General features: G+C 67.0%; 29 protein-coding genes. 16 read left to right on the top strand and 13 right to left on the bottom strand.

Annotated features, from left to right (window positions below; all coding sequences use genetic code 11):
* Positions 1-111 precede the first annotated feature (111 nt).
* The 5 genes from LTA6_RS07715 to LTA6_RS07695 all read left to right on the top strand — a co-directional run bounded on the left by LTA6_RS07715 (position 112) and on the right by LTA6_RS07695 (position 4,366).
* Entirely contained in the window at positions 112-1,224 is a 1,113-nt protein-coding gene (locus LTA6_RS07715; RefSeq protein WP_341977137.1) for a substrate-binding domain-containing protein, read from the top strand.
* 79 nt (positions 1,225-1,303) lie between these two features.
* Positions 1,304-2,332, top strand: a complete 1,029-nt coding sequence (locus LTA6_RS07710; protein ID WP_245861205.1) for an ABC transporter permease — start codon at positions 1,304-1,306, stop codon at positions 2,330-2,332.
* Entirely contained in the window at positions 2,329-3,129 is an 801-nt protein-coding gene (locus LTA6_RS07705; RefSeq protein WP_341977131.1) for an ATP-binding cassette domain-containing protein, read from the top strand. The genes LTA6_RS07710 and LTA6_RS07705 overlap by 4 nt, the downstream gene beginning before the upstream one ends.
* Positions 3,126-3,434 (top strand): putative quinol monooxygenase, encoded by a 309-nt coding sequence (locus LTA6_RS07700; RefSeq protein ID WP_341977129.1) that lies wholly within the window; start codon positions 3,126-3,128, stop codon positions 3,432-3,434. The genes LTA6_RS07705 and LTA6_RS07700 overlap by 4 nt, the downstream gene beginning before the upstream one ends.
* Entirely contained in the window at positions 3,431-4,366 is a 936-nt protein-coding gene (locus LTA6_RS07695; protein ID WP_341977127.1) for a carbohydrate kinase, read from the top strand. Before LTA6_RS07700 ends, LTA6_RS07695 begins: the two co-directional genes overlap by 4 nt.
* Positions 4,367-4,389: 23 nt before the next feature.
* Here LTA6_RS07695 and LTA6_RS07690 read toward each other — a convergent pair whose 3' ends face one another.
* The 3 genes from LTA6_RS07690 to pyrE are packed head-to-tail and all read right to left on the bottom strand — an operon-like array spanning position 4,390 to position 7,005.
* Positions 4,390-5,541, bottom strand: coding sequence for an anhydro-N-acetylmuramic acid kinase (locus tag LTA6_RS07690; protein ID WP_341977126.1), 1,152 nt, complete (start codon positions 5,539-5,541; stop codon positions 4,390-4,392).
* Positions 5,542-5,545: 4 nt separating this feature from the next.
* A complete protein-coding gene (locus LTA6_RS07685) occupies positions 5,546-6,448 on the bottom strand; it encodes an ROK family protein (RefSeq protein WP_407359109.1) in 903 nt (300 codons plus the stop codon).
* Entirely contained in the window at positions 6,445-7,005 is a 561-nt protein-coding gene (pyrE, locus tag LTA6_RS07680) for an orotate phosphoribosyltransferase (protein WP_341977122.1), read from the bottom strand. Before pyrE ends, LTA6_RS07685 begins: the two co-directional genes overlap by 4 nt.
* Positions 7,006-7,057: 52 nt before the next feature.
* Here pyrE and LTA6_RS07675 point away from each other — a divergent pair, with 52 nt between their 5' ends.
* The 6 genes from LTA6_RS07675 (at position 7,058) to LTA6_RS07650 (ending at position 11,498) form a co-directional block, all read left to right on the top strand.
* Positions 7,058-7,903, top strand: a complete 846-nt coding sequence (locus LTA6_RS07675; RefSeq protein WP_341977118.1) for an exodeoxyribonuclease III — start codon at positions 7,058-7,060, stop codon at positions 7,901-7,903.
* 10 nt (positions 7,904-7,913) lie between these two features.
* Positions 7,914-8,723 (top strand): Cof-type HAD-IIB family hydrolase, encoded by an 810-nt coding sequence (locus LTA6_RS07670; protein WP_407359108.1) that lies wholly within the window; start codon positions 7,914-7,916, stop codon positions 8,721-8,723.
* A 96-nt stretch (positions 8,724-8,819) separates the two neighbouring features.
* Positions 8,820-9,149 carry a hypothetical protein gene (locus LTA6_RS07665; RefSeq protein ID WP_407359107.1) on the top strand — a complete coding sequence of 110 codons (330 nt, stop codon included), beginning with the start codon at positions 8,820-8,822 and terminating at the stop codon, positions 9,147-9,149.
* Between the two features lie 2 nt (positions 9,150-9,151).
* On the top strand, positions 9,152-10,366 hold the full coding sequence (locus tag LTA6_RS07660) for a hypothetical protein (RefSeq protein WP_407359106.1): 1,215 nt from the start codon (positions 9,152-9,154) through the stop codon (positions 10,364-10,366).
* Between the two features lie 2 nt (positions 10,367-10,368).
* Entirely contained in the window at positions 10,369-10,956 is a 588-nt protein-coding gene (locus LTA6_RS07655; RefSeq protein ID WP_407359105.1) for a hypothetical protein, read from the top strand.
* The gene (locus LTA6_RS07650) at positions 10,953-11,498 is read left to right on the top strand and encodes a hypothetical protein (protein WP_407359104.1); all 546 of its coding nucleotides are present in this window, start codon (positions 10,953-10,955) and stop codon (positions 11,496-11,498) included. Before LTA6_RS07655 ends, LTA6_RS07650 begins: the two co-directional genes overlap by 4 nt.
* Here the strand turns inward: LTA6_RS07650 and LTA6_RS07645 are convergent.
* The 10 genes from LTA6_RS07645 to LTA6_RS07600 all read right to left on the bottom strand — a co-directional run bounded on the left by LTA6_RS07645 (position 11,470) and on the right by LTA6_RS07600 (position 20,607).
* The gene (locus LTA6_RS07645; protein ID WP_407359103.1) at positions 11,470-12,324 is read right to left on the bottom strand and encodes a hypothetical protein; all 855 of its coding nucleotides are present in this window, start codon (positions 12,322-12,324) and stop codon (positions 11,470-11,472) included. The genes LTA6_RS07650 and LTA6_RS07645 overlap by 29 nt on opposite strands.
* Positions 12,321-13,634 carry a C2 family cysteine protease gene (locus tag LTA6_RS07640; protein WP_407359102.1) on the bottom strand — a complete coding sequence of 438 codons (1,314 nt, stop codon included), beginning with the start codon at positions 13,632-13,634 and terminating at the stop codon, positions 12,321-12,323. The genes LTA6_RS07645 and LTA6_RS07640 overlap by 4 nt, the downstream gene beginning before the upstream one ends.
* Before the next feature lie 2 nt (positions 13,635-13,636).
* Positions 13,637-13,918 (bottom strand): hypothetical protein, encoded by a 282-nt coding sequence (locus LTA6_RS07635; RefSeq protein WP_363549469.1) that lies wholly within the window; start codon positions 13,916-13,918, stop codon positions 13,637-13,639.
* A 213-nt stretch (positions 13,919-14,131) separates the two neighbouring features.
* Entirely contained in the window at positions 14,132-14,368 is a 237-nt protein-coding gene (locus tag LTA6_RS07630) for a hypothetical protein (protein WP_407359101.1), read from the bottom strand.
* A 124-nt stretch (positions 14,369-14,492) separates the two neighbouring features.
* Positions 14,493-15,089 (bottom strand): suppressor of fused domain protein, encoded by a 597-nt coding sequence (locus LTA6_RS07625; RefSeq protein ID WP_407359100.1) that lies wholly within the window; start codon positions 15,087-15,089, stop codon positions 14,493-14,495.
* 106 nt (positions 15,090-15,195) lie between these two features.
* A complete protein-coding gene (locus LTA6_RS07620) occupies positions 15,196-15,576 on the bottom strand; it encodes a DUF6188 family protein (protein ID WP_407359099.1) in 381 nt (126 codons plus the stop codon).
* A gap of 1,030 nt (positions 15,577-16,606) precedes the next feature.
* Positions 16,607-18,577, bottom strand: coding sequence for a collagen binding domain-containing protein (locus LTA6_RS07615; protein WP_407359098.1), 1,971 nt, complete (start codon positions 18,575-18,577; stop codon positions 16,607-16,609).
* A 251-nt stretch (positions 18,578-18,828) separates the two neighbouring features.
* Entirely contained in the window at positions 18,829-19,464 is a 636-nt protein-coding gene (locus LTA6_RS07610) for a dihydrofolate reductase family protein (protein WP_407359097.1), read from the bottom strand.
* Positions 19,461-20,156, bottom strand: coding sequence for a helix-turn-helix domain-containing protein (locus tag LTA6_RS07605; RefSeq protein WP_363549475.1), 696 nt, complete (start codon positions 20,154-20,156; stop codon positions 19,461-19,463). The genes LTA6_RS07610 and LTA6_RS07605 overlap by 4 nt, the downstream gene beginning before the upstream one ends.
* A gap of 1 nt (position 20,157) precedes the next feature.
* Positions 20,158-20,607 carry a VOC family protein gene (locus LTA6_RS07600; RefSeq protein WP_407359256.1) on the bottom strand — a complete coding sequence of 150 codons (450 nt, stop codon included), beginning with the start codon at positions 20,605-20,607 and terminating at the stop codon, positions 20,158-20,160.
* 136 nt (positions 20,608-20,743) lie between these two features.
* On the opposite strand from LTA6_RS07600, the gene LTA6_RS07595 reads away from it, so the two are divergent.
* The 5 genes from LTA6_RS07595 (at position 20,744) to LTA6_RS07575 (ending at position 26,104) form a co-directional block, all read left to right on the top strand.
* Positions 20,744-22,009: a sensor histidine kinase gene (locus tag LTA6_RS07595; protein WP_341977093.1), complete on the top strand. Its 1,266-nt coding sequence runs from the start codon at positions 20,744-20,746 to the stop codon at positions 22,007-22,009.
* Between the two features lie 11 nt (positions 22,010-22,020).
* Complete coding sequence (locus LTA6_RS07590) at positions 22,021-22,761, top strand: response regulator (RefSeq protein ID WP_407359096.1); 741 nt, start codon at positions 22,021-22,023, stop codon at positions 22,759-22,761.
* A gap of 88 nt (positions 22,762-22,849) precedes the next feature.
* Positions 22,850-24,025 carry a benzoate/H(+) symporter BenE family transporter gene (locus LTA6_RS07585; protein ID WP_407359095.1) on the top strand — a complete coding sequence of 392 codons (1,176 nt, stop codon included), beginning with the start codon at positions 22,850-22,852 and terminating at the stop codon, positions 24,023-24,025.
* Positions 24,026-24,122: 97 nt separating this feature from the next.
* Positions 24,123-25,019 carry an ABC transporter ATP-binding protein gene (locus LTA6_RS07580; RefSeq protein ID WP_407359094.1) on the top strand — a complete coding sequence of 299 codons (897 nt, stop codon included), beginning with the start codon at positions 24,123-24,125 and terminating at the stop codon, positions 25,017-25,019.
* Positions 25,016-26,104, top strand: a complete 1,089-nt coding sequence (locus tag LTA6_RS07575; protein ID WP_341977085.1) for an ABC transporter permease — start codon at positions 25,016-25,018, stop codon at positions 26,102-26,104. Before LTA6_RS07580 ends, LTA6_RS07575 begins: the two co-directional genes overlap by 4 nt.
* Positions 26,105-26,144: the final 40 nt, after the last annotated feature.

Here is a 26,144-nt window from a genome sequence, read left to right as displayed (position 1 = left end):
GTCACGGTTAGATCTCATTCCTCGAAAGTCACCTTGACTCTAGTTCAACCTTCGACTAGAACTACCTTTGACATCGTTGTCAACCAGGCGACGACCGCCGAGAGGAATTCAATGAAGAACATCACCCGACGCAGCCGCGTTCTTCTGGCTGCCGTTTCCACCTCCGCAGCGCTCGCGCTCACGCTGACCGGCTGCGCGGGCGGCACCAACGCCGGATCCGGCGACCAGCCCGCCGGCGACACGATCGGCGTCTCGCTGATCGTGAAGACCAACTCCAACCCGTTCTTCATCGCGATGCAGGACGGCGCCAAGGCCGCTGCTGAGAAGGACGGCGTCACGCTGACCCTCGCCGCCGGCAAAGAGGACGGCGACGAGGACACCCAGATCCAGGCCATCGAGGCGGCGATCTCCAAGGGCGACAAGGGCATCCTGATCACCCCGAACGGCCCCGCCGTGCTCGACGCGATCGAGAAGGCCCGCGACGCCGGCATCTTCGTCATCGCACTGGACACCGTGCCAGACCCCGCCGATGCCGTCGACATCACCTATGCGACCGACAACTACCTCGCCGGCCAGTACATCGGCCAGTGGACCGCCCAGAAGCTCGACGGCGCCGAAGCCGTCATCGGGCTCATCGACCTGTTCGACGACAAGGCCGTCAGCGTCGACTACAACCGCGACCAGGGCTTCCTCGACGGTCTCGGCATCGAGCTCGGTGACGATGAGGTCAACGGCGACGAGAAGCCGAGCGGCTCGTACTCCGGAGGCAAGGGGGGCGAATACACGATCGTCGGCAGCGAGGCGTCTCAGGGCGCCGAGGACGGCGGACGCACCGCGATGGAGAACCTCCTCGCCAAGAACGCCGACATCAACGTCGTCTACACGATCAACGAGCCGGCAGCATACGGCGCCTACCAGGCGCTCGAGGCCGCGGGCAAGACCAAGGACGACGTGATCATCGTCTCGATCGACGGCGGTTGCGCCGGCGTCGGCCAGGTCGAAGAAGGCATCATCGACGCCACCAGCCAGCAGTATCCGGTCGCGATGGCCGAGCTCGGTGTGAAGGCGATCGTCGAGCTGGTCAAGGACGACAAGAAGCCCGAGGTCTCTGAGGGGCTCGACTTCTTCAACACCGGCGTCAAGCTCGTCACCGACCAGCCGGTCGATGGCGTCGAATCGATCGACACCGCCGAAGCCTCCAGCATCTGCTGGGGCGGCAAGTAAGCACCTGACCTGCGGATGCCGCGGCTGAGCGATCTCGCCCGGCCGCGGCATCCCCGGACCTACTGACGGAAGTGAAACCGTGACGCAACCAGCTACATCAACCTTGGATCTCGCCGCCGAGTTCCTCGATCGGCGTACGCCGGTCGACCGACTTCGCGGGGTCCTCCACCGCTACCCCGCCATCAGCCCCGCCGTCGTTCTGGTGATCGCCGTCATCGTCTTCGGCGTGATCAACCCGCGCTTCTTCGCCGCGGCGAACCTCTCTCTCGTGCTCGACCAGGTCTCGGTCGTCGGCACGGTCGCGATCGCCCAGACGCTGATCATCCTCACAGCGGGAATCGACCTCTCGGTCGGCGCGCTGATGATCGGCACGTCGATGGTGATGGCGCAGACGGCCGCGAACAACGGCCTCCCTGCTCCCGTCGCCCTCTTCCTCGGTCTCGTCGCGGCACTCGCCGCCGGCGCGCTCAACGGCCTGCTCGTCACCCGGGTGAAGCTCCCGCCGTTCATCGCGACGCTCGGAACCTTCAACGTCTTCATCGCTCTGACCCTGCTGTACAGCGGCGGTCAGACGATCCGCAAGACCGATATGCCCGAACTGATGACCTGGACGGCCACCGCTCTTCCGCTCGGCGATGTGCGCCTCACGGTCGGCGTCATCATCATGCTCGTGCTGTACGCGATCGTCGCCTACATCCTGGGCCGCACCGCATGGGGTCGCCACGTCTACGCCGTCGGGGACGACGAAGACGCGGCCCGCCTCGCCGGCATCTCGACCAAGAAGGTGCTCCTGAGCGTCTACATCGCCGCCGGGGCCATCCTCGCGGTCGCCGCCTGGATCCAGATCGGGCGCTCGGGCGCTGCCAGCCCCAACGCGGGTGCCGATCTGAACCTCGACTCGATCACCGCCGTCGTCATCGGCGGCACCTCGCTCTTCGGCGGCCGCGGAATCATCTGGGGCACGCTGCTCGGCGCGATCATCGTCGGAGTCTTCCGCAACGGCCTCTTCCTCGCCGGGGTGGACGGTCTGTACCAGACCCTCGCCATCGGCATCCTCGTCATCGTCGCGGTCGCCATCGACCAGTGGATCAGAAAGGTAAGAAAGTGACCCAGACGGCTCAGGAATCAGCCTCGGCTCCGGCCCGCACCGGCGTCCCGGTGCTCGAGGCCAAACGCCTCGTGAAGACGTTCGGCCGCGTCGTCGGCCTCGACGGCGTGAGCCTCCAGCTGCACGCCGGCGAAGTGCTCGCCGTCATCGGCGACAACGGCGCGGGCAAGTCGACACTCATCAAGTGCCTCACCGGCGCCTACATCCCCGACGAGGGGCAGCTTCTCCTCGACGGTCAGGAAGTGCATTTCAAGGGTCCGCAGGACGCGCGAAACGCCGGCATCGAGACGGTGTACCAGAACCTCGCCGTCTCTCCGGCGCTCGACGTCGCCTCGAACCTGTTCCTCGGGCGCGAGCGTCGCAAGCCCGGCATCCTCGGCTCGGTGTTCCGCGCCCTGGACACCTCGGGGATGCGGAAGGAAGCGCGCGAACAGGTGCTGAAGCTCGGCATCTCCACCCTGCAGGACGTCACCGTCTCGGTGGAGAACCTGTCCGGTGGTCAGCGCCAGGCCGTCGCGGTGGCGCGAGCCGCAGCGTTCGGCTCGAAGGTCGTCGTCCTCGACGAGCCCACGGCGGCGCTCGGTGTGCGCGAGTCCAACCAGGTCCTCGAACTGATCGAGAACCTGCGCGGAAACGGCGTGCCCGTCATCCTCATCTCGCACAACATGCCGCACGTGTTCCAGGTCGCCGACCGGATCCACGTGCAGCGTCTGGGCAAGCGTGCAGCCACCATCACGCCGCAGTCGCACAACATGACCGATGCGGTGGCGATCATGACGGGAGCGGCGCAGGCGTGAGTTCCGATCGGGTGGTGCTGTACGCGGAGTTCACCGCGGTTCCGGGCTCGGCGGACGCCGTCGAGGCGCTGATCCAGGGGTACGCGCAGATCGTTCGCTCAGAACCCGGGAACGTCGTGTTCGACGCCTACCGCCGGGTCGAGGCACCGGAACGGTTCTTCGTGTTCGAGGTGTACCGCGACCGCGCCGCCTTCGACGATCACCTCGGCGGGGAGGCGGGACGGGCGTTCAACGCGACGCTCACGCCGATGATCGTCGAACCGCAGAGCGCGCTGTCGTTCCTGACGCCGAGCGCAGGGTCGTGAGCCGCGCGCGCGTGCTCGTCATCGGTGAGGCTCTCGTCGACATCGTCCACCGCTCGGGTGGGCGGGTCGATGAGGCTCCCGGCGGCAGCCCGGCCAACGTCGCCCTCGCGCTGGGCAGGCTCGGCGATTCTCCGCGGCTGCTGACGCAGCTCGGCGACGACGCGCACGGTCGGCGGATCCGGGAGTGGCTGGACGGCTCTGATGTCGAGATCATCGCGGCACCGGCTCCGCGTACCGCCACGGCGACCGCCCACCTCGACGAGAACGGTTCCGCCCGCTACGACTTCGACATCACCTGGACCCTGGGCGGGCGCGCTGCCGAAGTGCCGGCGGACGACACCTCGATCGTGCACACCGGTTCGATCGCGGCGCTGCTCGATCCGGGGGCGGATGCTGTGCGCAGCATCCTCACCACCCTGCGCGCGACGGCGCTGATCACGTACGATCCCAACGTCCGTCCGGCCCTGCTCTCCGACCAGGACGGCGCGCGGCGCGACGTGGAATCCTTCGTCGCGCTCGCCGATCTCGTCAAGGCCAGCGACGAGGATCTTGCCTGGCTGTACCCCGGCGCCGATCCGCTCGATGTCGCGCGTGCGTGGCTGGAGACCGGACCAGCGGTGGTCGTGGTGACCATCGGCGCCGGCGGCGCATTCGCCGTCTCTCGCGACGGCGTCTCCCGCGTTCGCGGGCACCGCGTCGACGTCGTCGACACCGTCGGCGCCGGCGACACGTTCATGAGCGCCCTGATCCACGGCCTCATCGAGACCGGCTTCTCCGGAGTCACCACGCGCGATCGTCTCCGCGGTATCGATACGGATGCCGTCACCGGCCTTCTCGCGCTGGGAGCGCGCGCCGCGGCGATCACCGTCTCGCGGCCGGGTGCCGACCCGCCCCGTCTGGCCGAACTGCTCGCGGCGCCGCTCTCGCACTGAGCGGCGCCGCGCACCACCCTGGTTCAGGTCAGGGTGAGACTCGTCACTTCCGCGACCGGCTCCGGCATCCGCAGCGGGCCCGCGCCGGGGGTGATCGTTCCGAGGATCCGCGGTTCCCGGGCTCCGGTTCCACCCGGGACCACCGCTGGCACACCATGGAGCGTGCACCAGCCGATCAGGGCGAAGAGGATCGCCTCTTTGCTGTCTGCGGATGCTCCGAGCTCGTCGGCGAGGACGACGGCCACGTCGGGGAGGGCCGCACGCAGTCCCTCCATGATCAGCGGGTTGTGGCAGCCGCCGCCGGAGACGGCGAGGAACCCGATGCCGGCGGCCCGTACATCCTGCGCCACGGTGCGCACCGTCAGCTCGGTGAGGGTGCGCACGAGATCGGCGACGGGAATCTCCCGTCCCACGAGGTTCTCGCGCACGTAGCCGAGATGGAAGTGCTCTTTGCCGGTGCTCTTGGGGGCGGCGAGCGCGTAGTACGGGTCGGCCAGGAGCCGGGCGAGCAGCGCCTCGTCGACGGCACCCTCGCGCGCGATCCGCGCGTCATCGTCGTAGCCGACGTCGTTCAGCCCCTCCGCGACGACCACCGCATCGACGAGAGCATTGGCCGGGCCGACGTCATAGGCCGAGACACCTTCGGGGCCGACGACGGTGATGTTGGCGATGCCGCCGAGATTGAGCGCCGCCGAGACTCCCGCGCGTCCGCGCAGGAGCAGTTCGTCGAGGAACGACACCAGCGGTGCGCCGTGCCCGCCGACGGTGATGTCGCGAATGCGCACGTCGGAGATCACCGGAGCGCCGACGCGTTCGGCGATCCACGCCGGCTGGCCGATCTGCAGTGTGCCGCGCGCGTGGCCCCCGTCGACCCAGTGGTAGACGGTCTGGCCGTGGGTGCAGACTGCATCGACTCCGCCGACGGATGCCGCGGCGTCAGCGGCGACCTCGGCGAAGGCCTGGCCGATCAGGGTGTCCAGCTCGCAGACCTCGGCCAGCGTGGTGGGCGCCGGTGGGAGCGCGGCGACGAGACGCGCCCGCAGCTCGGGGGCGTACGGGACGCTGTCCTCGTGCAGCACGGTTCCGCGCAGTGCGCCGTCGCGCTCTTCGAAATCGACGACGGTCACGTCGATCCCATCGTGCGAGGTGCCGGAGAGCAGGCCGAGGATGCGCATCCGGCTACCGCAGCACCAACGCCGCGGCGCCGATGAGCGGCCCCTCGTCACCGAGGCCGGAGCGCACGACGCGTGTCCGGCGTGAGTAGTCGTGGGCCGCGCTGGCGGTCAGTGCCCGCTGCACGAGTTCGATGTAGTCATCAGATACTCGCGAGAAGCCTCCGCCGATCGCGACGACATCGAGGTCGACGAGGGTGGCGGCATCCGCCAGCGCCTCACCGACGGCCTTCGCCGAGCGCTCGATCGCGGCGCGCGCGACGGTGTCGCCGGCGGCCGCATCCCTGGCGAGGTCTTCCCCTGTCTCGCCGGTCCACCCCTGCTGGCGCGCCCAGGCCGCGCTCGCGGGACCCGAAGCGATCTGCTCGAGAGTCAACCCGCCTTCGCGGCGCACCTGCCCGAGATGACCCGCGTTGCCGGATGCTCCAGGAATGTAGGCACCGTCGACGACGAAGCCTCCGCCGACGCCGGTGGACACGACGATCGACAGCGACGCGCGCGCCTCGGTCGTCGCACCGAGCCAGGATTCGGCGAGCGCGAGTGCGCCGCCGTCATGTCCGAACACGACCGGGATCGCACGTCCGAGCACCGTGGATGCGGCATCCCGCACCGCGCCGGCCAGGCCGTAGCCGTCGGCCAAAGGCATGTTCACCGGGAGGATCCGGCCATTGTCCCGATCGATCGGGCCGGCACTGCCGACGCCAGCGCCGACCAGTTCGGCATCGTCCGGCAGCTGCGCCAGCGCATGCCCGATGATCGCGGCCACCGCGGCGTCGAGCGTCTCGACTGTCGCCTCGCGACCCGTCGGCTGCCGACTGCGGCTGCCCGGCACGAGCGTGCCGTCGTCGGCGACGAGCGCGGCTTCCATCTTGGTGCCGCCGACGTCGACAGCGAGCGCGAAGCGCGTCACTGCGGGTCGAGCCCGAGGTCGTCGAGGTCGAAGGCGGCGCGCCACTCCAGGCCTTCGGCCTCGATCGCGGCCTGCGCGCCGGTCTTGCGGTCGACGATCACCGCGACGGCGATGACTTCGGCTCCTTCGCGACGCAGCACTTCGACGGCCTTGAGCGCAGACTGGCCGGTGGTGGAGGTGTCCTCCAGCACGACGACGCGCTTGCCCGCGATGTCGGCGCCCTCGATCTGGCGTCCGCGGCCGTGATCCTTCGGCTCCTTGCGTACGACGAAGGCGTCGAGCGGGCGCTCGGTCTCGACGGATGCGTGCATCACCGAGTTCGCGATCGGGTCGGCGCCGAGCGTCAGACCTCCGACGGCGGCGATGTCGAGGTCGCCGACGAGCTCGAGCATGATGCGGCCGATGGCCGGGGCGGCTCGATGGTCGAGCGTGAGCTTGCGCATGTCGACGTAGTAGGTCGCCTGCTTGCCACTGGAGAGGGTGAAGTCGCCGTGGAACACCGCCTCCGCCTTGATGAGGTCGAGGAGGGACTGGCGGTCTGCGTCGAGTGCGGTCACGGCATCCAGTGTAGAAGGCGAGAAGGTCAGACCCCGCAACTAGGCTGGACGCATGCGCTTGGCCACCTGGAACGTCAACTCCATCCGCACCCGTGTCACCCGCACCGTCGAATTCGCCGTGCGCGAAGACATCGACGTGCTGGCGATGCAGGAGATCAAGTGCAAGCCGGAGCAGTTCCCGTATGCGCAGTTCGAAGAGGCCGGGTACCACGTCGAGGTGCACGGCCTGAATCAGTGGAACGGCGTTGCCATCGCGAGCCGCCTCCCGATCACCGATGTGCAGACCGCGTTCGCCGGAATGCCCGGTTTCGCGAAGGGGCATGAGGGCCCAGACGCTCCGCTCGAGGCCCGCGCGCTCGGTGTGATGGTCGACGGCGTGCGGGTGTGGAGCCTGTACGTGCCGAACGGCCGCTCTCTGGACGACCCGCATTACGCCTACAAGCTGCACTGGCTCGAGGCGCTTCGCACCTCGACCGCGGCCGAGCTCTCGGCGAACCCCGAGCTGCCCCTTGCGCTGGTCGGCGACTTCAACATCATCCCGTTCCCACACGACAACGGCGACCCTGACATCGTCGAAGGCGTGTCCACGCACGTGTCGCCGCTCGAGCGCGACGCGTTCTTCGCGCTCGCAGACGCGGGCGTCTCCGACGTCGTGCGCCCGCTCCTTCCCGAGGGCTTCACGTACTGGGACTACCAGCGACTGAAGTTCCCGCGCAACGAGGGCATCCGGATCGACTTCATCCTCGGTTCGCGGACGCTGGCGGATGCGGTCACCGGCGCATCCATCCACCGCAACGAGCGCAAGGGCGAACAGCCCAGTGATCATGTGCCCGTCGTCGCCGACCTCTCGTTCGGATCCGCGGAAGACGACGACGATCTGCCGATGATCTTCTCGTGAGCCGCTGCCTGTGACTGTGCGGCTGATCGCCACCGATCTCGACGGGACTCTCCTCGACTCGGCATCCACGGTCACGCCCCGCACGCGGGATGCTCTCGATGCGGCGCGGTCCCGCGGCATCCATGTGATTCCGGTCACCGCCCGGCAGCCGATCGGCCTGCGCGCGATCGCCGCCGAAGCCGGCTTCGAGGGCTGGGCCCTGTGCGGCAACGGCGCCTACGGAGTGCACCTGACGAGCGGGCGGATGCTGTTCGCCGAGGAGCTGCCTCCCGAGACGATCCGCACGCTGGCCGAAGCGCTGCGCGCCAGCATCCCCGGTCTCCTCTTCGCGAGCGTGCGCGAAGGCGGCGAGACGTTCGTCGCCCAGCACGGTTACGCCGAGATCGCGCAGCTGACCGATCACAAGCGCGATCCGCGCACGATGGGCGGCGTGCCGCTCGATCAGGTATTGGCCGCTCCCAGCCTGAAGCTGGTCATCCGCCATCCCGAGCTGGCGCCGTCGGCGCTCTTCGACAAGCTGCGCTCTCTCGGCCTGGTCGGCTTCGAGGCCACCCTGTCGGGTGCGCCGTTCGTCGAGGTGATGGCCGAGGGCGTCACCAAGGCCACGGGGCTCGCGCGCCTGTGCGAGCATCTCGGGATCTCACGCGCGGATGTCGTCGCCTTCGGAGACGCGCTCAATGACGTCGAGATGCTGCGCTGGGCAGGTCACGGCGTCGCGATGGCCGGTGCCGATCTGGTCGTACAGGATGCCGCCGACGAGATCGCGGCATCGAACGACGACGACGGGCTCGCCCGAGTCGTGGAACGGCTGCTGGGCTGACCCCGCTCGATGGGCAATTCTGCCCATCGCCCCTTCCCCGTCGCGCGCATACACTGACGACGCAGAACTACACCCATGCACCCCGGGGAGGACCATATGGGCAGCGGAGACGACGGCGTCAAGATCAGCGAAGAGGAGCTCACCGCGACCCTCACGACGCTGGCGCAGACTCTCGCCCTGTTCGACAACGTCGAGACGACGTTCACGAACCTGGCATCCAACGTGCCGTACTGGAGCAACCTCGGCGATCATGATGACACGAGCGGCGCGCTCGAGTTCACGCTGCAAGACCTCTCCGACTCGGTCAAGGACATGGCCACCGAGCTCAAGCTCGACCTCGCCGCCTTCTTCAATGAGGTCGAGAACGTACGCGATTCCTGGGCCGAGCTCGATGCGGCGCTGGCCACGCTCAAGGGTGAGGACTGAGCGTGTCCGACTACGGGATCGTGAAGTCCGGCACGCATGTCACCGCCGTGCCCGACCGCATGCCCTGGGACACCGAGGCCGGCTCGCCCATTCCCTCCGATGTGCATCAGTTCGGTCGCCCATACTCGCAGACGGATCCTGCAGACGCGGAGGAGATGCAGGAACAGGCATCCAAGCTCATCGCCCTCGCCTGGGCCATGCAGAGCGCCCGGACGACCCTCACGAAGATCAGCACCGCGACAGATCTCGGCGACGGCGACTCTCTCGACAACCTGCGCTCGCACGCCGGCCAGTTCGCCGAGCAATTCGAACCGCTCAGCGATGCCCTGACGAAGATCGGCTCAGGACTGCTGGTCTACGGCTACGGAATCGGCGAGATCATCCCGAAAGCTGCCAAGGTCGGTGAGCGCCTCGACGAGCTCTGGACCCCGGTGTGGAACGCGAACGAGACCTACACCGCGACGTTCGAGCAATACGGGTACGGGCCGTATCAGCCTGACAGCGATGCCGAGAAGGACATGAAGGCCGCGCACCTGGCACTCGACAACGCCGTCGCGGCATGGGAGGGGAAGGCAGAGCGGGTCGACCTGCTGTGGAACAACTGGATCGAGATCCACGATGCGGCCAACAGCGCGGTCAAGGAGGGACTGGGCGACCTCGAGTGGAAGGACGTCATCAATAAGGTCTCGGACGACGTCCACAAATGGGCATCGTGGATCGCCACCTATGCGGGAATCGGCGCGCTCGTCCCGATTCCCGGCGTTCAAGAGGTGCTCGGCGTCGTCGCGCTGTCGGCCGGAGGCGTCGCCCTCTACATCTCCGCCGACCACGTTCTGGACGGCACCGGCACCTGGGGCGAGGTCATCGCCGATGGAATCGGCGTCATCCCGATCACCGACATCGCCCTGCTGAAGCAGATCACGAAGGTGCCGGGAGTGGCCGAGGAACTGGTCAAGGCCGGCGGCAAGGGTCTCGACATCGACGACGAGGCACTCCAAGCGCTTCTGGACAAGTGGAAGCGAGACTACGGCCACGCGGTCCGGACCGAGGGCTTCTCCGATCCGCGGATTCGGGATTCGCTGAAAGCATTCCTCGAGGAGCAGGGGAAGACGATCGCTGAATCACGAGTCCCCGAACCCGAGTATCCCCCGGCCAGCGAGGTCGAAGATCTGCGTCGTGAAGCCGAGCGCATCGCCCGCAGGCAGGGCAAGCGCTGATCGTGCCGGCCCAGGCTCTGCTGTTCGCCCCGCCGCGCGGGGTTCTCATCGCGCCGAAGGCGGCTGACGATTTCGAGAACGCGAAGTCGCAGCTCCCCGACGACGTTCCCGATGCCGAGCGCGTCAGGGTGCTGACGGCGATGGCACAGGATGCTGCCGACACCGATGCGACCGTCGCGCTCGTCTGGCAAGAGGACTTCGGCCCCTTCGGACTGTGGATCCAGATCACGCCGATCCCGAGCATCCGGCTCGCCCGCGCATTCGTGAAGGACGAAGCGGACGGCTGGATCGGTCCGCTGCGCGCCGAGCTCATCGGCGAGGGGCTCGAATGGTTCTCGCCGGCAGCCGATCAGGAATCGACTCCGAGGTGGTCGGCGGTCTTCGCCGATGACGACCTCTTCGTCAACGTGACCCTGACCGCGCCGTCCTTCGCCGATCTCGTCGCGAGACGCGCCCTCGTGGAGAGCGCAGTGCTCCCGTCGCTCGTGATCGCGGCGGATGCCGAGCCTTGGCGCGCCGACGAGAGGCTCGCCTCCGGCGTGATCGTCGCGAAGGAGAGCTGGCCTCACCTCTCGGGAACGTCGGCATGAGCGATTCGCTCCGCCAGCTGCTCACCCCCGTCGATCCGAGCTACGAACTGCCACTGCATGACGGGTGGGAGCGGATACCGGCGACCGACCCCCGGGTGGCCGATCGCCTGCCCCAGGGCGCCGACGCACTGAGCTCTATCGAGGTGGTCATGATGCCGGCGGGCGGAGAGTCGCCGCTGGCTCTTCCGATCCTGGAGAGGCGTGTTCGCGGCGAGAACTTCGGCACGCTCGATGCGCTCGTCGAGGAGCGTCTCGCCGATGGCGCCGGGTCGACCCTCGGCGATCCTGCGATTCTGCGGCACCGCGCGCGGGAGACCGCGGGTGACGTCGACGGCTACGTCGTGCGTTACCTGCTCGCGACTCCCGGTTCTGGGCGTCGTCGCGGCGTGGAGTTCCTCGTCGCGTTCCCGGCGCTGCCCGACGAGAAGCTTCAGCCGCTCGAGACGTTGTACGACGGCATCATCGCCTCGGGCTCGTGGCGCATGCCCGGCGGGCAAGTGACCGCGGTTCCGGTCAGCCCACCGGAACCTTGTTGGTGCTGATCGAACTCGGATTGACCGTGTTGATCACCGTGGGGGTGCCGCTGGACGTATCGATGAAGAAGACGCCGGTCTGCCCTTCGTCCTTCACCGGGAACGCCCACGTGCCGCCGGCCACATCCGGCTGCGGCCCCTGCACCACATCGAGCGGTTCGGGCATCTCTCCCTTGAGCACCTCGATCGGTTTCAGGGTCGCCGATGCTGCGTAGTCCGCCGGCGGAGTGTGCACCACGATGTCGTCGTCGGCGCCGCGTGCGCTGGCGAAGACGATGATGTCTGCCTGCGCGGTCCATGCCGCCAACTCGTCCTTCGTCGCGCCGGGCGCGTGTTCCGGGAGTCCCGCGAGCACACGTTCGAACTTCTGCCAGTTGCCCCAATCGTCATGCACTCCGAGGTTGCCGAACAGCTCGTACCCGGCGTCACCTGCGCCCTTGAGCACGAATATCCCCTCGTGCCGGGAGTCGTAGGAGAACGTCGACTGGTCGGTGAGGTAGTACGCGGTGCCGGCGGGCTTCGACACGGTGATCGTCGCCGCAGCATCGCCCTTCAGGATGTCGTCGACTCGCACGACGGCCGTCTGCGCGGGGAATTCGTCGGCATCGGCATCCTCCACCACCGGATCGACCGACTCGACCGTGCCGAAGGCGATCACGTCGGCGCCGGTGACCAGTTCACTGATGGGCTCGGAGGGATTCGGAGCGGAGACGCCCTGTGTCGTCGATGGCTGCGGGGTGGGCATTGCGTCCTCCTCAGGAACGGGACTGCACGCGGTGAGAACCATCAGTGCGGCGACGATCGCCGCGAGGCCCTGCCACTTGGACGTTTTCATCGGTTCGCGATCGCGACGTCGGAGAACGAGTTCGCGAACTCCTCCATGGTCATAGTGAAGTATCCGTCGTCGGGGTTGTTCAGCACACCACCGGCGTCGGTGATCTGGGACTGGTGATTGTTGTTGTGGCCCCACGGATTGCGGATCACGACGTACTGCTCGCCGTCGACCTCGTACGTCTTGGTCACGGTCAGCGCATGGCCGCCACCCTCGAACCCGAGCTGGCCGTTCGACGCGGTGGCGACGACCGGGCGTCCGCCGTCGAGGGCGTCCTGCACCGCGTCGTAACTGTCTTCGATGTCGTTTCCGCCGGTCGCGAAGTCCCAGAAGCCGGATTCATCGTCCTTCTTGTCGGCACCGTGGCCGAAGATGTCCTCCATGACGTCGTGGGGCCATCCGCCGTTGTTGAACTCGTCGTAGCTGCCCTCGTGGACGACGTATGCGGCTTCGATGACGCGCACCCAGTCGGCCTGGTCGTTGTCCAGGAGCTGATCGCTGCTGACCGTGATGTCGCCGTCGGCGAAGTGCACGGTGTACGTGCCGTCAGGGTTGACGGTGATCATGTCCTTGATCTTCTGCGGGTCGCCATCGGCGAGGCCGGCGAGCACCGACAACAGGTAGCAGTCTCCCGCGCCGCCCTGGTGGACGTCTTCGGGGTCGGGGTCGCCGTTCGGATACAGGCCCGACGCGCCCGGGAGCTTCTCTCCCGACCGGATGGCTTCGAGATCAGGGTCTGAGAGGCAGGAAACCGCCTGGTCGTAGACCGATCGCCAGTCCACGAACATGTTGTTCCACTTCGCGGCGACCTCGTCCCACGCTGCTTGGGCATCCCAGATGTCTGCTTCGAGTTGCTGACGCTTCTCCACCTGATCGTCGTAATCGGGGTCGCCCTCGATGAGAATCTCACCCTCGGCGTACTCGCTCCGCAGGTCCTTCAACGTCGTCCAGCGCTCTTGACACTGCACCGCGAGGGCGTTCAAGCCCTCCTGACACCCGACCGTATCCGAGCCGTAGGTGTGCAGCGCGTTCCCGATGGGTCCGTAGATGGCGCCGGCGACGGCGATCCGTTCGGCGGCGTCGCCGATCGAGGATCGCAGCTTCTCGGCGGCTTTCCCGGTGATGCGCCAGTCGGACATCTCGGAGTCCTTGATCGTGCGCAGCTGCGAGGCGAGCTGGGTCATCACGTTGCCGTGATCGGCCATCTTGCGGCCGCTCGACGACACGGTGTCGGGCTCGCCCTTCATCGAGCGGATCTGCTCGCCCGTGCCCGCGGCCTCGCCTGCGGTACCTGGTTCGACGTTCGCAGCCACGGTCAGAACCACCTGTCCAGTCCGTAGTACGAGTCGACGACATCGCCGATGTAGGCCGAGATGTCTTCGAGCGTCGAGATCAGATCCTCGCGCTTCGGCTCCCACGAGCCGCAGAAGTCGCCGGCCAGGCCGCTCAGCTCTGCCTTGTCGAACGGCAGGTCGATCGCGCCCGCGATGTCGGCGCTGCGCTCGGGCGCATCCTCCAGCTCGGCGATCGCCGTCTTGATGGAATCACGGACCCCCGTCAAGAGGTCGTAATCGATGATGACCTTGTCTGCACTCATTCCCGCACCCCCCGCGCGTCGTCATTGATGACGCTACCCGACGTGGTCGTCCGCACCGATGGGGAGAAGTCCCCATCGGTGTGAACGGCGAGTGGTCAGCTCATGGAGCGCCGGCGACGGAAGAAGAAAGCGCCGAGTGCAGCCAGGAAGAATCCGGAACGGGGCAGATACGCGGCGAACGACTCTCGACCGCGAATGCCGATCATCAGGGCCCTATTCCGGGCGGAAGGCATCCCGCAGGACGTCGCTAATGCGGGCAGCGAGCCTCCTCGCTTGATCAGGCGTGATTCCCAGCCTGGTATCGAACTCCCACTCCTCAACAGCCTCCAGCGCTTCGTTGATCGCTCCAGCCAAGGCGGCGAGTTCGTCGCGAGTCGTCGCAATCACCAGTTCATCGTCGGCGACTCCCGAGTCTCCGACCCGCGCAGAGTCCGAGCGCAGCATCCTCATTAGTGCCTCATCTCAGTTCCAAAAAGTCCCAGCCGTTGGTCGGGCGGAAGACAGCCTCGATTGCGTTGTCCGATCCCAATGCTTCCCTCGCCGGCAGGGATCAGAAAATACGCCTCCTATGAAGTCAGGTGTACAGCTTCATCTCCGAGCGTCCGAAGTCGACCAGATCGGGATCCTGGTCGACGAGATTGTCTTCGAATGCATCCCAACCGTGCCGCGAGATGAAGTCCGCTTCGCCCGTGGTGATTGGGACCAGCCAAGCGATAACGACGTCGCCGTCATCCCCTTCGAACGTGGCGAACTCATCGGGAAAGTACACCGGCACCGTCACGTACAGTGCCGTCAAATCCGACTCGGGAACCAACGGCCCTGCCGGACCGATCACGTTGCCACGCAGTAGCGCACGACGCGTCCCGATAACCATCGAGCCAACCTGAAGCAGCAGAGATGCCACAAGGTCCGGCTTTAGCGCGTCTGGGGCCAAGATCAGCAGCTCTTGGCGTATGAAGCGCCCCGGATCGGGCGACGACAGCGCCTGCCTGCTCAGACCGAGCGTCGCATAGGCTACCGAGCCAGCGTCCGACCCACCCGCGAATCGAACGAGCTGGAAGGGCATCTCCGCACCATCAGGGTCAACCGACCAACCGGAGTGAATCGGTCCCAGAGTGCGCTCGAAGTGCTCGATCAGGCTCAGTGCGTCGTGGTCCGAAGCGGGCGTCATCGTTGTCTCCCATGTGATTGCAGATCGAAGGCGGTCAGGAAGCGTCAGGTCAACACTGCGGTGACGCCAGTTTGGGAACCCCAGCCACCTGATCAAACCTCATTGCTCAGCTAGGCCGCGGGCCCCATCGAGCGAGCCCACCACCCGGAAGGGCCACCACCAAGCGCCCATCCGAGTGCGTCACCGACCACGCCTCGAAGTCAGAGTCGGAGGGAACACGCAGGCTGGTCTCGCCGTCAAGAGTCATCGCGAGTGAGCCGTCACTCGTTCCGGCGATCGCGCGGATGACTGTGCGACCGAGAAGGGCGCGCTCAAGTTTCCTGTCGGCGTCCGGACTCTCGGGGTCGATGACGATCGGCGCACAGCCCGGCTCAGAGAGCTCGAAAAGGGTCTCGATGCGAAGCGCTGACCCACCCGACAAGCCCAAGACGACCGCGTACTCCCTGCTGACGCTCTCGACGACTTGGGGGTCGATATCAATGCGCATGTGTTCACCATCCCCCGGAACCCAGTAGTCGGCGTTTTCACTCGTCACCATAACCGCCCAACCCCCGAGCTACGATTCAACCTCGCCTCCGAGCAAGTCCTCAAGCTGTCGGCCTGGTTCCCAATCACGGGGTCGAGGATGTAGAGAGTGGCTATCCCACGGCATACCTCGCCCGATCCAAAGCAGGCGCCACGATTCGTAGGAATGACCAAGGTCATCATCGGTGACGCCGAACTCGAAGCCGCATGACCAACAGATCTCGAAAGAGCCCCCGCCCTGAGTCCGAGGCGGCTCTGTGAGTTGTGAGTACCCACAAACTGGGCAAATATGGCCGCTCACTGTGACTCCCTTGGAGACGCGCCAGGCTCTCGCCGAAGCAGCGCTGCATCGCCCGAACAGCTGACACCCCTATTCATCGAGCACCCCTCGGTGGGAGCGGAAGCTCGACTAGCGGTTCACGACGCATGAACACCCATTCCTCGCCAGGACCGAGGAGCAAGGGCACGCCTACGTGTTGGACCACTATCACTGTTTCAACGGTGACTGGGGGCAGAAAATCCGCGCAAACGTGTGTCCCGGCCTCGTCAGGAAGTTCAGCCGATTCAGGCACCTGCTCTTCGTAAACGAACCTGACGACGATTCGCGGATAAGCGGCCTGCACCGCCACTGCCCTCAGCGCTGGCGTCACGATCTCCCATAGCGCGCGCTGCAGAGAAAGCAGGACCTCTATTCGGAACGTCACAAGCTCGCTGCCCATGGCACCGGCCTTCCTCTTTTTAAAACCGTCCTATCGTGGCGTCTGCCCTGATCTGATCTTGGCAACGCTTGCACGCCAGTCATCCCAAGCCGCGGGATCCGTAGGGTCGCCATCCGCTTCGATTTCGGTGTCGCCGATAAGCGTCATCAAGTCGTCGCCAGCGCGCTGTGCGAACTCCCATATGAAATCGGTCATCGCGAGGAACGCCTGCCTGGTCGTAAGAAGCTCCTCCGGTGCCTGACTATCGAGGTCCGACATTGAGTCCTCTGTTGGCTATCTAGCAGAGCGCCGGCGACGGAGGAAGAAAGCGCCGAGTGCAGCCAGGAAGAGCCCAGCCAGAGCAGCGGTCACTGGAACGCTCGCACCGGTGTTCGCCAGACCTGAGCCGGTTCCCGCACCGCCGACCGTTCCGGTTCCACCTCCACCAGCGACCGCGGTCACCTCGATGGCGATACTCACCTCGACGGCGGACTCCTCACCGAGGGCGACGATGTGGTGCGCGCCCGCAGGAACCGTCGACGGGATGCGGAAAGTTCCGCTCAGCGTTCCGTTCTCGCTGGCCACAAGCTCGCCCAGCGAGATCGGATCCGAGTGAAGCTCGAACGCGACCTTCTCACCGGGGGCGAAGTTCTCGCCGGTCACCGTGATGTCGCCGCCTGCCTTGACGGATGTAGCGGAGAGCGTGAGCGTCGGCTTCGGCGCCGGGCAGTCAACGGTCAGAACCACGTCAGCAGCTGTGAACGTCTCCCCCTCGGTGAGATCGAACGCCTCAGCCTCCTCGAGCGTCGCAGCACCGCCGTAGTACTGGGTGCAGAAGCCGGGCAGTTCCACTCCGATCGTGTACGTCCCGGCCGGCAGCGGACCACCGTCGACCGCCCGATTCGGGCTGAACGAGAAGTCACCCCAGGAAGGCACCCGTGCGATCTCCTGCCACCCGTCGGAACCCGCGCGGTAGGCGATGACCGCCGCACCCTCTCCTTGAGAAAGATCTTCACCCGTGGCCACCACCGTGCCGCGGATGTCGTTTCCGGGAACGAGGTCGAAATCGACGCCCGTACGGTCAGCGTCCGCCCCCAGCTTCACAGGCGTCGCCTCGTCCCGGGTCGCGGCGGACTCGTAGTACTGAGTGGCATGGATCGGGTTGTAGAACGGCGCCCGAGCGACCACCGTGTAATCGCCGGCAGGAAGCGTGAGCGAATACTCGCCATCCGAGTTCGTATAGGCGTTGCCCGCTAACTGATCACCGTCGTACGCCGTCACAGCCACATCTGCGACGGCGTCTCCATCGGCGCGAACCGTCCCCGTGATCGCCGTGCTGGAGCTCAGCTGCCCATCGATCTCCGTGCGCCGATCGCCAGCGGCGACGGTGATGGATGTCGCGTCTTCTTGGAAGCGCGCGTCTTCCCAGAACTCCGAGAACAGTCCCTCGTCGAGTGGGCGAAAGCGCACGATGTAGGTGCCGGGGCTGACGCCGATGCTGTAGCTCCCATCAGCGCCGATTGCTGCGCTCGGACCACCGACGGAACCGACTGGCAGCACGTCGACGAACCCGGGTACCGGGCTGCCGTCAGATTCACGCGTCACGTGTCCACTGATCGTCGCCATCGCAACCAGAGAAGCGTCAATCGCTTCGATCACGTCTCCGGCCACAACCGTCACGGGCGTGGCTGCACCTCCGTCGAGCACCCCGTTCCAGGCTTCGCTCCCGAGCCCGCTGTCGGCCGGTGGGGTAAACCTCACCGTGTAGTCGCCGGGCAGAATCCCGAAGATGCGGTAGGTCCCATCCATGCCCGTCCACGCGTACTTCGGAGCGGCTGGCGAGTTGGACGAGACCTGGACGGTCACGCCGGACACCGGAGAACCATCGCTCTCACGGGTCACCTGGCCCGTGATCGACCCACCCAACTGCATCGAAGCATCGATCCCCGTGACTGTTTCGCCATCGCCGACGACGATGCGCTGAGCACTCATCCAGTCGTAGACACCGTTCCAGTACTCGGTGATGAGTCCGGTGCCGATCGCCTCGAAACGGACGGTGTACTCGCCCGGCGCGAGCCCGGTGACGCTGTAGTCGCCGCTCGCATCGGTCGTGCCGTTGTGTGAGAATCCACCGGCCGTGGGGCTCACGTAAACGGCCGCACCCGAGACCGGCGACCCGTCGCCCTCACGGGTGACATGGCCGGTGATGGTCGCCGTTGCCGCGGCATCCTCGGCGACGGCCGTGACCGCGCCTGTGAACACCATCGCCAGGACTGCAGTCCCCGCAAGCAGCGCGCGAAGCGCTCCCCGTCGAACCGTGCGTCGTAGAGTCAAGGCTCTTCCCCCTCGAGAGTCCGCCGACGCGCGTCAACAGTGCGTGCGCCGATCTGAATGAGTCACTCGCCGATCGCGCGGCACTGTGCTGATCCCCAACCTAGGGGATAGTCCACACATTTGAGAAAGAAATTTCTCAAATGTGATCGACCTCACCGAGATCACCCGAGATCAGCTGAAAGTCACTCGAACGTCCCCACCCCCGGCACCCGATCGGTCCGCCCGAAGCGCAGCAACGTGACTCCCCCGTCATCGGCGACGGGCGGCTCGAGCAGTTCGAGAACCGAAGGCATCGCGCCGTCGTCGAAGACCTTCTTGCCTGCGCCGAGCAGGATCGGATACACCCACAGATTGAGCTCGTCGAACAGACCTTCGCCGAGCAGCGTGTGCACGAAGTCGACACTGCCGATCACGTGCACCTCCCGATGACGGGCACGCATGTCGGCGATCTCGGAGGCCAGGTCGGCCCCGACGCGCGAGGATCCCTCCCACTCGAGCCCGATGCCGGCGTCCCTCGACGCGACGTACTTCGGCACACGGTTGAAGAGCTTGCCGATGTCGCCCGATTCGCCCTGCGTGTGGTGCGGCCAGTAGGAGGCGAAGATGTCGTAGGTGCGCCGCCCCAGCAGCAACGCGTCGAGGCCGGCCATCCCCTTCATCACCTGGTCGCCGACGCCCGAACTCGGGTGTCCGGCCTGCCAGCCGCTGAAACGGAAGCCGCCCGAAGTGTCCTCGTCGGTGCCACCCGGTCCTTGGGCGACACCGTCGAGAGTGGTGAACAGATCGATGATGATCCGTCCGGATTCTGCAGTGCTCATGCCACGCTCCTTTGCGCGATCAGCGGTGCGATGTGGAAGGTACGGGCGAACGACTCCAGCCACGAGACCTCGCCGCGCACCACGGCGAGGAGATCCTGGGCGATCGCCTCGGCCGGCGTCACGTCGCCGCCGATCAGGTGACGGATGCCGGGACCGGCGACGATCACGGCATCGGCCTCGCTCGACGGCAATGCTCCACCGACCGGTGGGGCGGGCGGAGCGAGCTGATACACACGCAGCGCACCGTCGCGCACCGAAGCGCGCAACGCGACCTCGCCGACGTGCAGTTCGTATTCGGCATCCGTCGCCTCATCCGGCTGGAACGCCGTGCGCAACGCCATCGTCAGCGAGTCAGCCGTGACCACGTCATCCGGCGAGGGGTCACCCATCGTCTGGAAACCCCACCGGCCGAGCGCGAGGACGACCGGTTCGAGCGCACGCCCGTAGGGGGTGAGCTCGTAGACGAGACCGCAGTTCATCAGCGGAACGCGGCGCACCACCCCACCCTCCTGCAGCTCCTTCAGACGCGTGGACAGGATGTTGGTGGGGATGCGCGGCAGGCCCTGCTTGAGATCGGTGTAGCGACGGGGACCGACGAGCAGATCGCGGACGATGAGCAGCGCCCACCGCTCCCCGATCAGCTCGACGGCCGTCGTCACACCGCAGTACTGGCCGTAGCTGCGCGCGGCCATCTCAGACCGATTCGGTGGCGCCCTGTTCGGCCAAATAGGCCTCAGGCCCCTGCTCGCCGGCCTGCTCGCTCATGTACAGGAACTCGAGCACGTTGCCGTCCGGGTCCTCCAGGTCGCGGGAGTACATGAAGCCGTAGTCCTGTGCGTCCTTCGGCTCGATCCCGCCTGCGGCGAGGCCTGCGGCGAGAATCGCGTCGACATCATCACGCGAGTCGCGGCTGAGGGCGACGAGCACCTGGGCGCTCTCCTTCGCGTCGACGACCGTCTTCTCGGTGAAGGTGCCGAAGTACTCGCGAGTGAGGACCATGAAGAACACGTCCTCGCTCCAGACGATGCAGGCCGCGTTCTCGTCGGTGAAGAGCGGGTTGAGCTCGCATCCGAGCGCTGTGTAGAAGGCCTTGCTGCGCTCGAGGTCGGCGGTGGGCAGGTTGACGAAGATCTTGGTCACGATGACTCCTCTGTCGGTGATGTCCGGTCCGGACAGGATCGATACTTGCAAAAAACAACCAAGCTTGTCAATAGCAAGTCCGACGCGAATCCGTCGCGTGGGGGATGTCGGCGGCATCCGTCCCGCATACGGTGGAAGGATGCCCACCGCCCCGTTCACCCGCACCCCGACCCCGCGAGAGCTGCGCAGCGACCTCGTGCTCGCGACGGTGATGTTCATCGGGGCGATCCTCAGCGCTGCGCTGTCGACCATCGCCGAGATGTACGGCAAGGAACAAGCCGAGCCGTGGACGGCGCTCGTCTACGCTGTCGCGGTCACCGCCCCGCTCGCCGTGCGTCGCCGCTGGCCCGGAATCGTCGCCGTCGTCGTGGTGCTGGCCTACTTCTTCGCGATCACGTTCAAGGTGCCGGAGATCTACGTCGGCAACATCGCAATGTTCGTCTCGCTCTACACAGTCGGCGCCTGGATGAACAACAGACGTCGCGCCTTCATCGTGCGGATCGCCATCATCCTCGGCATGTTCGTCTGGCTGATCATCGTCATGTACCGCGACGCGATCGACGAGGCGAACAAGGCGGAGATCGCCGCCGGTGCATTCTCGCCTTACGTCGCGTTCATGCTCATCCAGATCCTTCTGAACGTGCTCTACTTCGGCGGTGCCTATTACTTCGGCGAGCGCTCCTGGATCGCTGCCTCCGAGCGCACGGCGCTCGAGCACCGCACGATCGAGCTCGAACGCGAGCGCGAGGTGACCGCCGCGCAGGCCGTCGCACTCGACCGGGTAAAGATCGCCCGCGAACTGCACGACGTCGTCGCCCACCACGTCTCGGTGATGGGGGTGCAGGCCGGGGCCGCGCGGATCGTGCTCGACCAGGACCCGGAGCAGTCGCGTCGCATCCTCACCGGCATCGAATCGTCGGCCCGCGACGCGATCCACGAACTCCGACAGCTTCTCGAAACCCTCCGCACGCCCGGCGGAGAGACGACGGATGCCGCCTCCACACTCGGCCTCGATGACATCGGCGATCTGGCTGAGGCATCCACCGAAGCCGGGCTCCCGACCGACTACACGGTGATCGGCGAGCCGATTCCGGTGCCCTCGCTCGTCGCCGTCAACCTGTACCGCATCGCGCAGGAGTCGCTGACCAACGCCCGCCGCCATGCCGGCGCCGGGGCGACAGCCGACGTCCGCGTGCGATACGCGGACGACAACGTGGAAGTCGAGATCGTCAACACCGGGCGGGCGGTGACGGCGCTCCGGCCCGGCCTGGGTCAGCTCGGCATGCGCGAGCGCGCCATCGCCTCCGGCGGCACGATCGACCTCGCCCCGCGCCCACTCGGCGGTTTCCGGGTGCGGGCGACCGTCCCGCTGCCGGCCCGCCCGACCACGACCACCACCGCGTGAGGACCACCCGCATGTCCGACTCCCCCATCCGTGTGCTCCTCGTCGACGACCACGCGATGCTGCGCGCCGGCTTCCGCACGATCCTCGACAGTCAGCCGGACATCACCGTTGTCGGTGAGGCATCGACCGGCGCCGAGGCCGTCGCCCAGGCATCCGCCCTCCGCCCCGACGTCATCACGATGGACGTGCAGATGCCCGACATGGACGGCATCGAAGCCACCCGGCTGATCGTCCGCGACCCGGAGGTCTCTGCGGCGATCGCGATCGTCACCACCTTCGACCGCGACGACTACCTCTATCAGGCGCTGGATGCCGGAGCGAGCGGCTTCCTGCTGAAGAACGCCGGAGCCGAGGATCTGATCACGGCCGTGCGCGCGCTGGCCGCCGGTGATGGGATGCTGGCGCCCGAAGTCACCCGTCGGGTGCTGGCGAGATTCGCCGCGGCCGGGGCCGACCCCGCATCCGTTCCGGTCGCAGTTCCTGCCGCTTCAACACCCCGGGTACCCGCAGAGAGTGCGACCGGAGCGGGCACGGCCCGTATGCTCCCCGATCCGCTTCCGGAGCCGCTCACCGACCGCGAAGCCGAAGTGCTCACGCTTCTGGCCGACGCCCGCAGCAATGCCGAGATCGCAGCCGCGCTGTTCATCGGCGAAGCCACCGTGAAGACGCACGTGTCGCGCGTCCTGCAGAAGCTCGGCGCCCGCGATCGCGTGCAGGCCGTCGTCCTCGCGCACCGGCGGGGAATGGCCTGAGCGGTTCCTCCCGCAACGGCCGAGATCGACGCGGAAGCTGTCGGAACGACCGATAGCCTCGGAGCATCCGTTCCACGTCGAGGCATCCATGACCACCGCCGCAGCTCCCCTCTCCCGCCCCATCCTCGCGGGAATCGTCACCGCGCTCGTCGGCTTCACGAGCGCGTTCGCTGTCGTCCTCACCGGACTCAGCGCGGTCGGAGCGACCGCAGGCCAAGCCGCGAGCGGCCTCCTCGCGGTCAGCCTGACCATGGGACTCGCGTGCATCGTGCTCGCCTGGCGGTACCGGATGCCGATCACAGTCGCCTGGTCGACACCGGGCGCCGCGCTCCTCGCCGCCACCGGCACGGTCGATGGCGGCTGGCCGGCTGCCGTCGGCGCGTTCCTCGTCACCTCGGTGCTCATCCTCCTCACCGCACTGTGGCCGGCGCTCGGAGGGCTCATCGCGCGCATCCCTCCGTCGATCGCGCAGGCCATGCTCGCCGGCGTGCTGCTGCCGTTGTGCCTCGCACCGATCACCGGGATCGTCGCGAACCCCTGGGGCGTGGTGCCGGTGGTGCTGACCTGGCTGATCTTCGCTCGGCTCGCACCACGCTGGGCTGTGCCGCTCGCCTTCGTCGCCGCCGCGGCGGTCGTCGCAATCTCGCTCGTCCAGAAGGGCGCGCCCGTCGAGCTCGGGCTGCTGCTGCCGCACGTCGAACTGACCGCGCCCACGTTCACCGTCGGCGCCCTCGTCGGCCTCGCGCTGCCGCTGTTCATCGTCACGATGGCCTCGCAGAACGTCCCTGGTATTGCCATCATGCGCAGCTACGGCTACGAAGTTCCGTGGCGCCCAGCGATGCTCGTCACCGGTCTCGGCACCGCGATCGGCGCACCGGCGGGAGGGCACGCGATCAACCTCGCGGCGATCAGCGCCGCACTCGCGGCATCGCCCGATGCCGACCCCGATCCTGCGCGACGCTGGGTGGCCGGCGTCTCGACCGGAGCGTCGTACCTCGTGTTCGGCGGGTTCTCGGCGGCGTTCGCCGCGCTCGTGCTGCTCGCGCCGGAGGCCGTGATCCCGGCCGTCGCCGGTCTCGCGCTGTTCGGTGCGTTCGGCTCCGCGGTGCAGCAGGCGATCGACGACCCCGGTGAGCGCATCCCCGCCGTCGTGACGTTTCTGGTCGCCGCATCCGGCGTCGCGATCCTCGGGGTCAGCGCCGCGTTCTGGGCCCTGGTCGCCGGGCTCATCGTGCGCACCGTGCTGCACGCCGGTCGCCGCTGAATCCGACTCGGTCGGATGCCGTCCACCGCACGGGGGACGCCACACGATCAACCGCGTGGGGGATGCCGGCGACACCCCGCATCCCTAGCGTGGAGACATGACCACAGGACAGCTCGAACTCCACGGCATCACCAAGAGCTACGGCTCGCGGCGCGTGCTCGATGACGTCTCGTTCCCCGTCGCCCCCGGGCGACTCACCGGCTTCGTCGGCGGCAACGGAGCCGGCAAGACCACCACGATGCGCATCATCCTCGGCGTGCTCGCCACGGATGCCGGGCGCGTGGATCTCGGCGGCTCGCCCGTCACCACCGACGACCGCCGCCGCTTCGGCTACATGCCGGAAGAGCGCGGGCTCTACCCGAAGATGAAGGTGCTCGAGCAGATCGTCTACCTCGCCCGCCTGCACGGGTTCAGCAAGGTGGATGCCACGGCCCGGGGAACCGAGCTGCTCACCGAACTCGGTCTCGGCGAGCGCCTGAACGACACGATCGAGTCGCTCTCGCTCGGCAATCAGCAGCGCGCGCAGATCGCCGCCGCCCTGGTGCACGACCCGAAGGTGCTCATCCTCGACGAGCCGTTCTCCGGCCTCGACCCGCTTGCCGTCGACGTCGTCGCCGGCGTGCTGCAGGCCCGTGCAGCGGACGGCGCCGCCATCCTGTTCTCATCGCACCAGCTCGACGTGGTCGAACGGCTCTGCGATGACCTGATCATCCTCGCTGGCGGCACCATCCGGGCATCCGGCTCCCGCGATGCCCTGCGCGCCGAGCATGCGAACGACCGCTACGAGCTCGTCTCCGCCGGCGATGCCGGCTGGTTGCGCGCCGAGCCCGGCGTGACCGTCGTCGACTTCGAGGGCGGATACGCACTGTTCGACGCCGATGGCGCAGAGACCGCGCAGCGGGTACTGCGCTCTGCCGTCGAACGCGGCGACGTCGCCAGCTTCGCCCCGCAGCATCCATCCCTCGCCCAGATCTTCAAGGAGGTCATCCAGTGAGTACTCCTGCCCCCGTCCGCGAGACCAACGCCATCTGGCTCGTCGCCGAGCGCGAGATCGGCTCGAAGCTGCGCAGCAAGACCTTCATGATCTCCACCGGCATCCTGCTGCTGATCGCACTGGCCGGCATCCTGATCGGCGGCTTCGCGAGCAAGAACCCGGAGGCCACGAAGATCGCGGTGACCTCGGAGACGGCATCCGTCGTCGAGGCCCTGCCCAACGTCGCGATCACCGAGGTCGCGGATCGGGCGGATGCCGAAAAGCTCCTGCGCTCCGAGAAGGTCGAAGCCGCGGTCCTCCCCGGCGACGGTCCCCTCGGATACACGGTGATCGCGCTGGAGAATGCTCCGGACTCGATCGTGATGGGTCTCGCGGAGGCACCGGAAGTGGAGATCCTCGAACCGGCGACGACGAACCCCGCGCTGCGATACCTCATCGCCCTGGGCTTCGGGATCGTGTTCCTGATGGCGGCCTCGACCTTCGGCGGCACGATCGCTCAGAGCGTCGTCGAGGAGAAGCAGACGAGAGTGGTGGAGCTGCTCATCTCGGCGATCCCGGCTCGCACGCTGCTCGCCGGCAAGGTCGTCGGCAACACCGTTCTCGCCATGGCTCAAATTCTGGCGCTGGCGGCGATCGCCACGGTCGGCCTCATCGTCACCGGGCAGACGGAGGTGCTCGCAACACTCGGGTCACCGATCATCTGGTTCGCCGTCTTCTTCCTGTTCGGCTTCATCCTGCTGGCATCGCTGTTCGCCGCTGCGGCATCGATGGTGTCTCGACAGGAGGACATCGGGGCGACGACGACGCCGATCACGATGCTCGTGATGGCACCGTACTTCCTCGTGATCTTCTTCAACAACGACCCTGTGGTGCTGACGATCATGTCGTACGTACCGTTCTCGGCACCGGTCGGGATGCCGATGCGCCTCTTCGTCGGCGAGGCGCAGTGGTGGGAGCCGATCCTGTCGCTGCTCATTCTGATCGTGAGCTGCGTCGCAGCGATCGCGGTCGGCGCGAAGATCTACGAGAATTCACTGCTGCGCATGGGGGCGCGCGTGAAGCTCACGGAGGCGCTGCGCGGCTGATGCGCGGTTCTGCCCCTGCCGAGACCCCCAGATAGCGCCG

This window comes from Microbacterium sp. LTA6, from assembly GCF_045690355.1.
GTDB lineage: Bacteria > Actinomycetota > Actinomycetes > Actinomycetales > Microbacteriaceae > Microbacterium.
The sequence above is the reverse complement of the archived record's forward strand: the minus strand, read 5'-3'. Positions and strand labels throughout refer to the sequence as shown.

Bases quoted from the DNA above. Each gene is read 5' to 3' on its own strand.
- LTA6_RS07715 (WP_341977137.1), top strand. From the start codon at position 112: ATGAAGAACATCACCCGACGCAGCCGCGTTCTTCTGGCTGCCGTTTCC.
- LTA6_RS07690 (WP_341977126.1), bottom strand. From the start codon at position 5,541: ATGCGCATCCTCGGCCTGCTCTCCGGCACCTCGCACGATGGGATCGAC.
- LTA6_RS07675 (WP_341977118.1), top strand. From the start codon at position 7,058: ATGCGCTTGGCCACCTGGAACGTCAACTCCATCCGCACCCGTGTCACC.
- LTA6_RS07665 (WP_407359107.1), top strand. From the start codon at position 8,820: ATGGGCAGCGGAGACGACGGCGTCAAGATCAGCGAAGAGGAGCTCACC.
- LTA6_RS07650 (WP_407359104.1), top strand. From the start codon at position 10,953: ATGAGCGATTCGCTCCGCCAGCTGCTCACCCCCGTCGATCCGAGCTAC.
- LTA6_RS07645 (WP_407359103.1), bottom strand. From the start codon at position 12,324: ATGAAAACGTCCAAGTGGCAGGGCCTCGCGGCGATCGTCGCCGCACTG.
- LTA6_RS07635 (WP_363549469.1), bottom strand. From the start codon at position 13,918: ATGAGTGCAGACAAGGTCATCATCGATTACGACCTCTTGACGGGGGTC.
- LTA6_RS07630 (WP_407359101.1), bottom strand. From the start codon at position 14,368: ATGAGGATGCTGCGCTCGGACTCTGCGCGGGTCGGAGACTCGGGAGTC.
- LTA6_RS07625 (WP_407359100.1), bottom strand. From the start codon at position 15,089: ATGACGCCCGCTTCGGACCACGACGCACTGAGCCTGATCGAGCACTTC.
- LTA6_RS07620 (WP_407359099.1), bottom strand. From the start codon at position 15,576: ATGCGCATTGATATCGACCCCCAAGTCGTCGAGAGCGTCAGCAGGGAG.
- LTA6_RS07615 (WP_407359098.1), bottom strand. From the start codon at position 18,577: ATGGTGTTCACAGGCGCGGTCACGGCCGTCGCCGAGGATGCCGCGGCA.
- LTA6_RS07610 (WP_407359097.1), bottom strand. From the start codon at position 19,464: ATGAGCACTGCAGAATCCGGACGGATCATCATCGATCTGTTCACCACT.
- LTA6_RS07605 (WP_363549475.1), bottom strand. From the start codon at position 20,156: ATGGCCGCGCGCAGCTACGGCCAGTACTGCGGTGTGACGACGGCCGTC.
- LTA6_RS07595 (WP_341977093.1), top strand. From the start codon at position 20,744: ATGCCCACCGCCCCGTTCACCCGCACCCCGACCCCGCGAGAGCTGCGC.
- LTA6_RS07590 (WP_407359096.1), top strand. From the start codon at position 22,021: ATGTCCGACTCCCCCATCCGTGTGCTCCTCGTCGACGACCACGCGATG.
- LTA6_RS07585 (WP_407359095.1), top strand. From the start codon at position 22,850: ATGACCACCGCCGCAGCTCCCCTCTCCCGCCCCATCCTCGCGGGAATC.
- LTA6_RS07580 (WP_407359094.1), top strand. From the start codon at position 24,123: ATGACCACAGGACAGCTCGAACTCCACGGCATCACCAAGAGCTACGGC.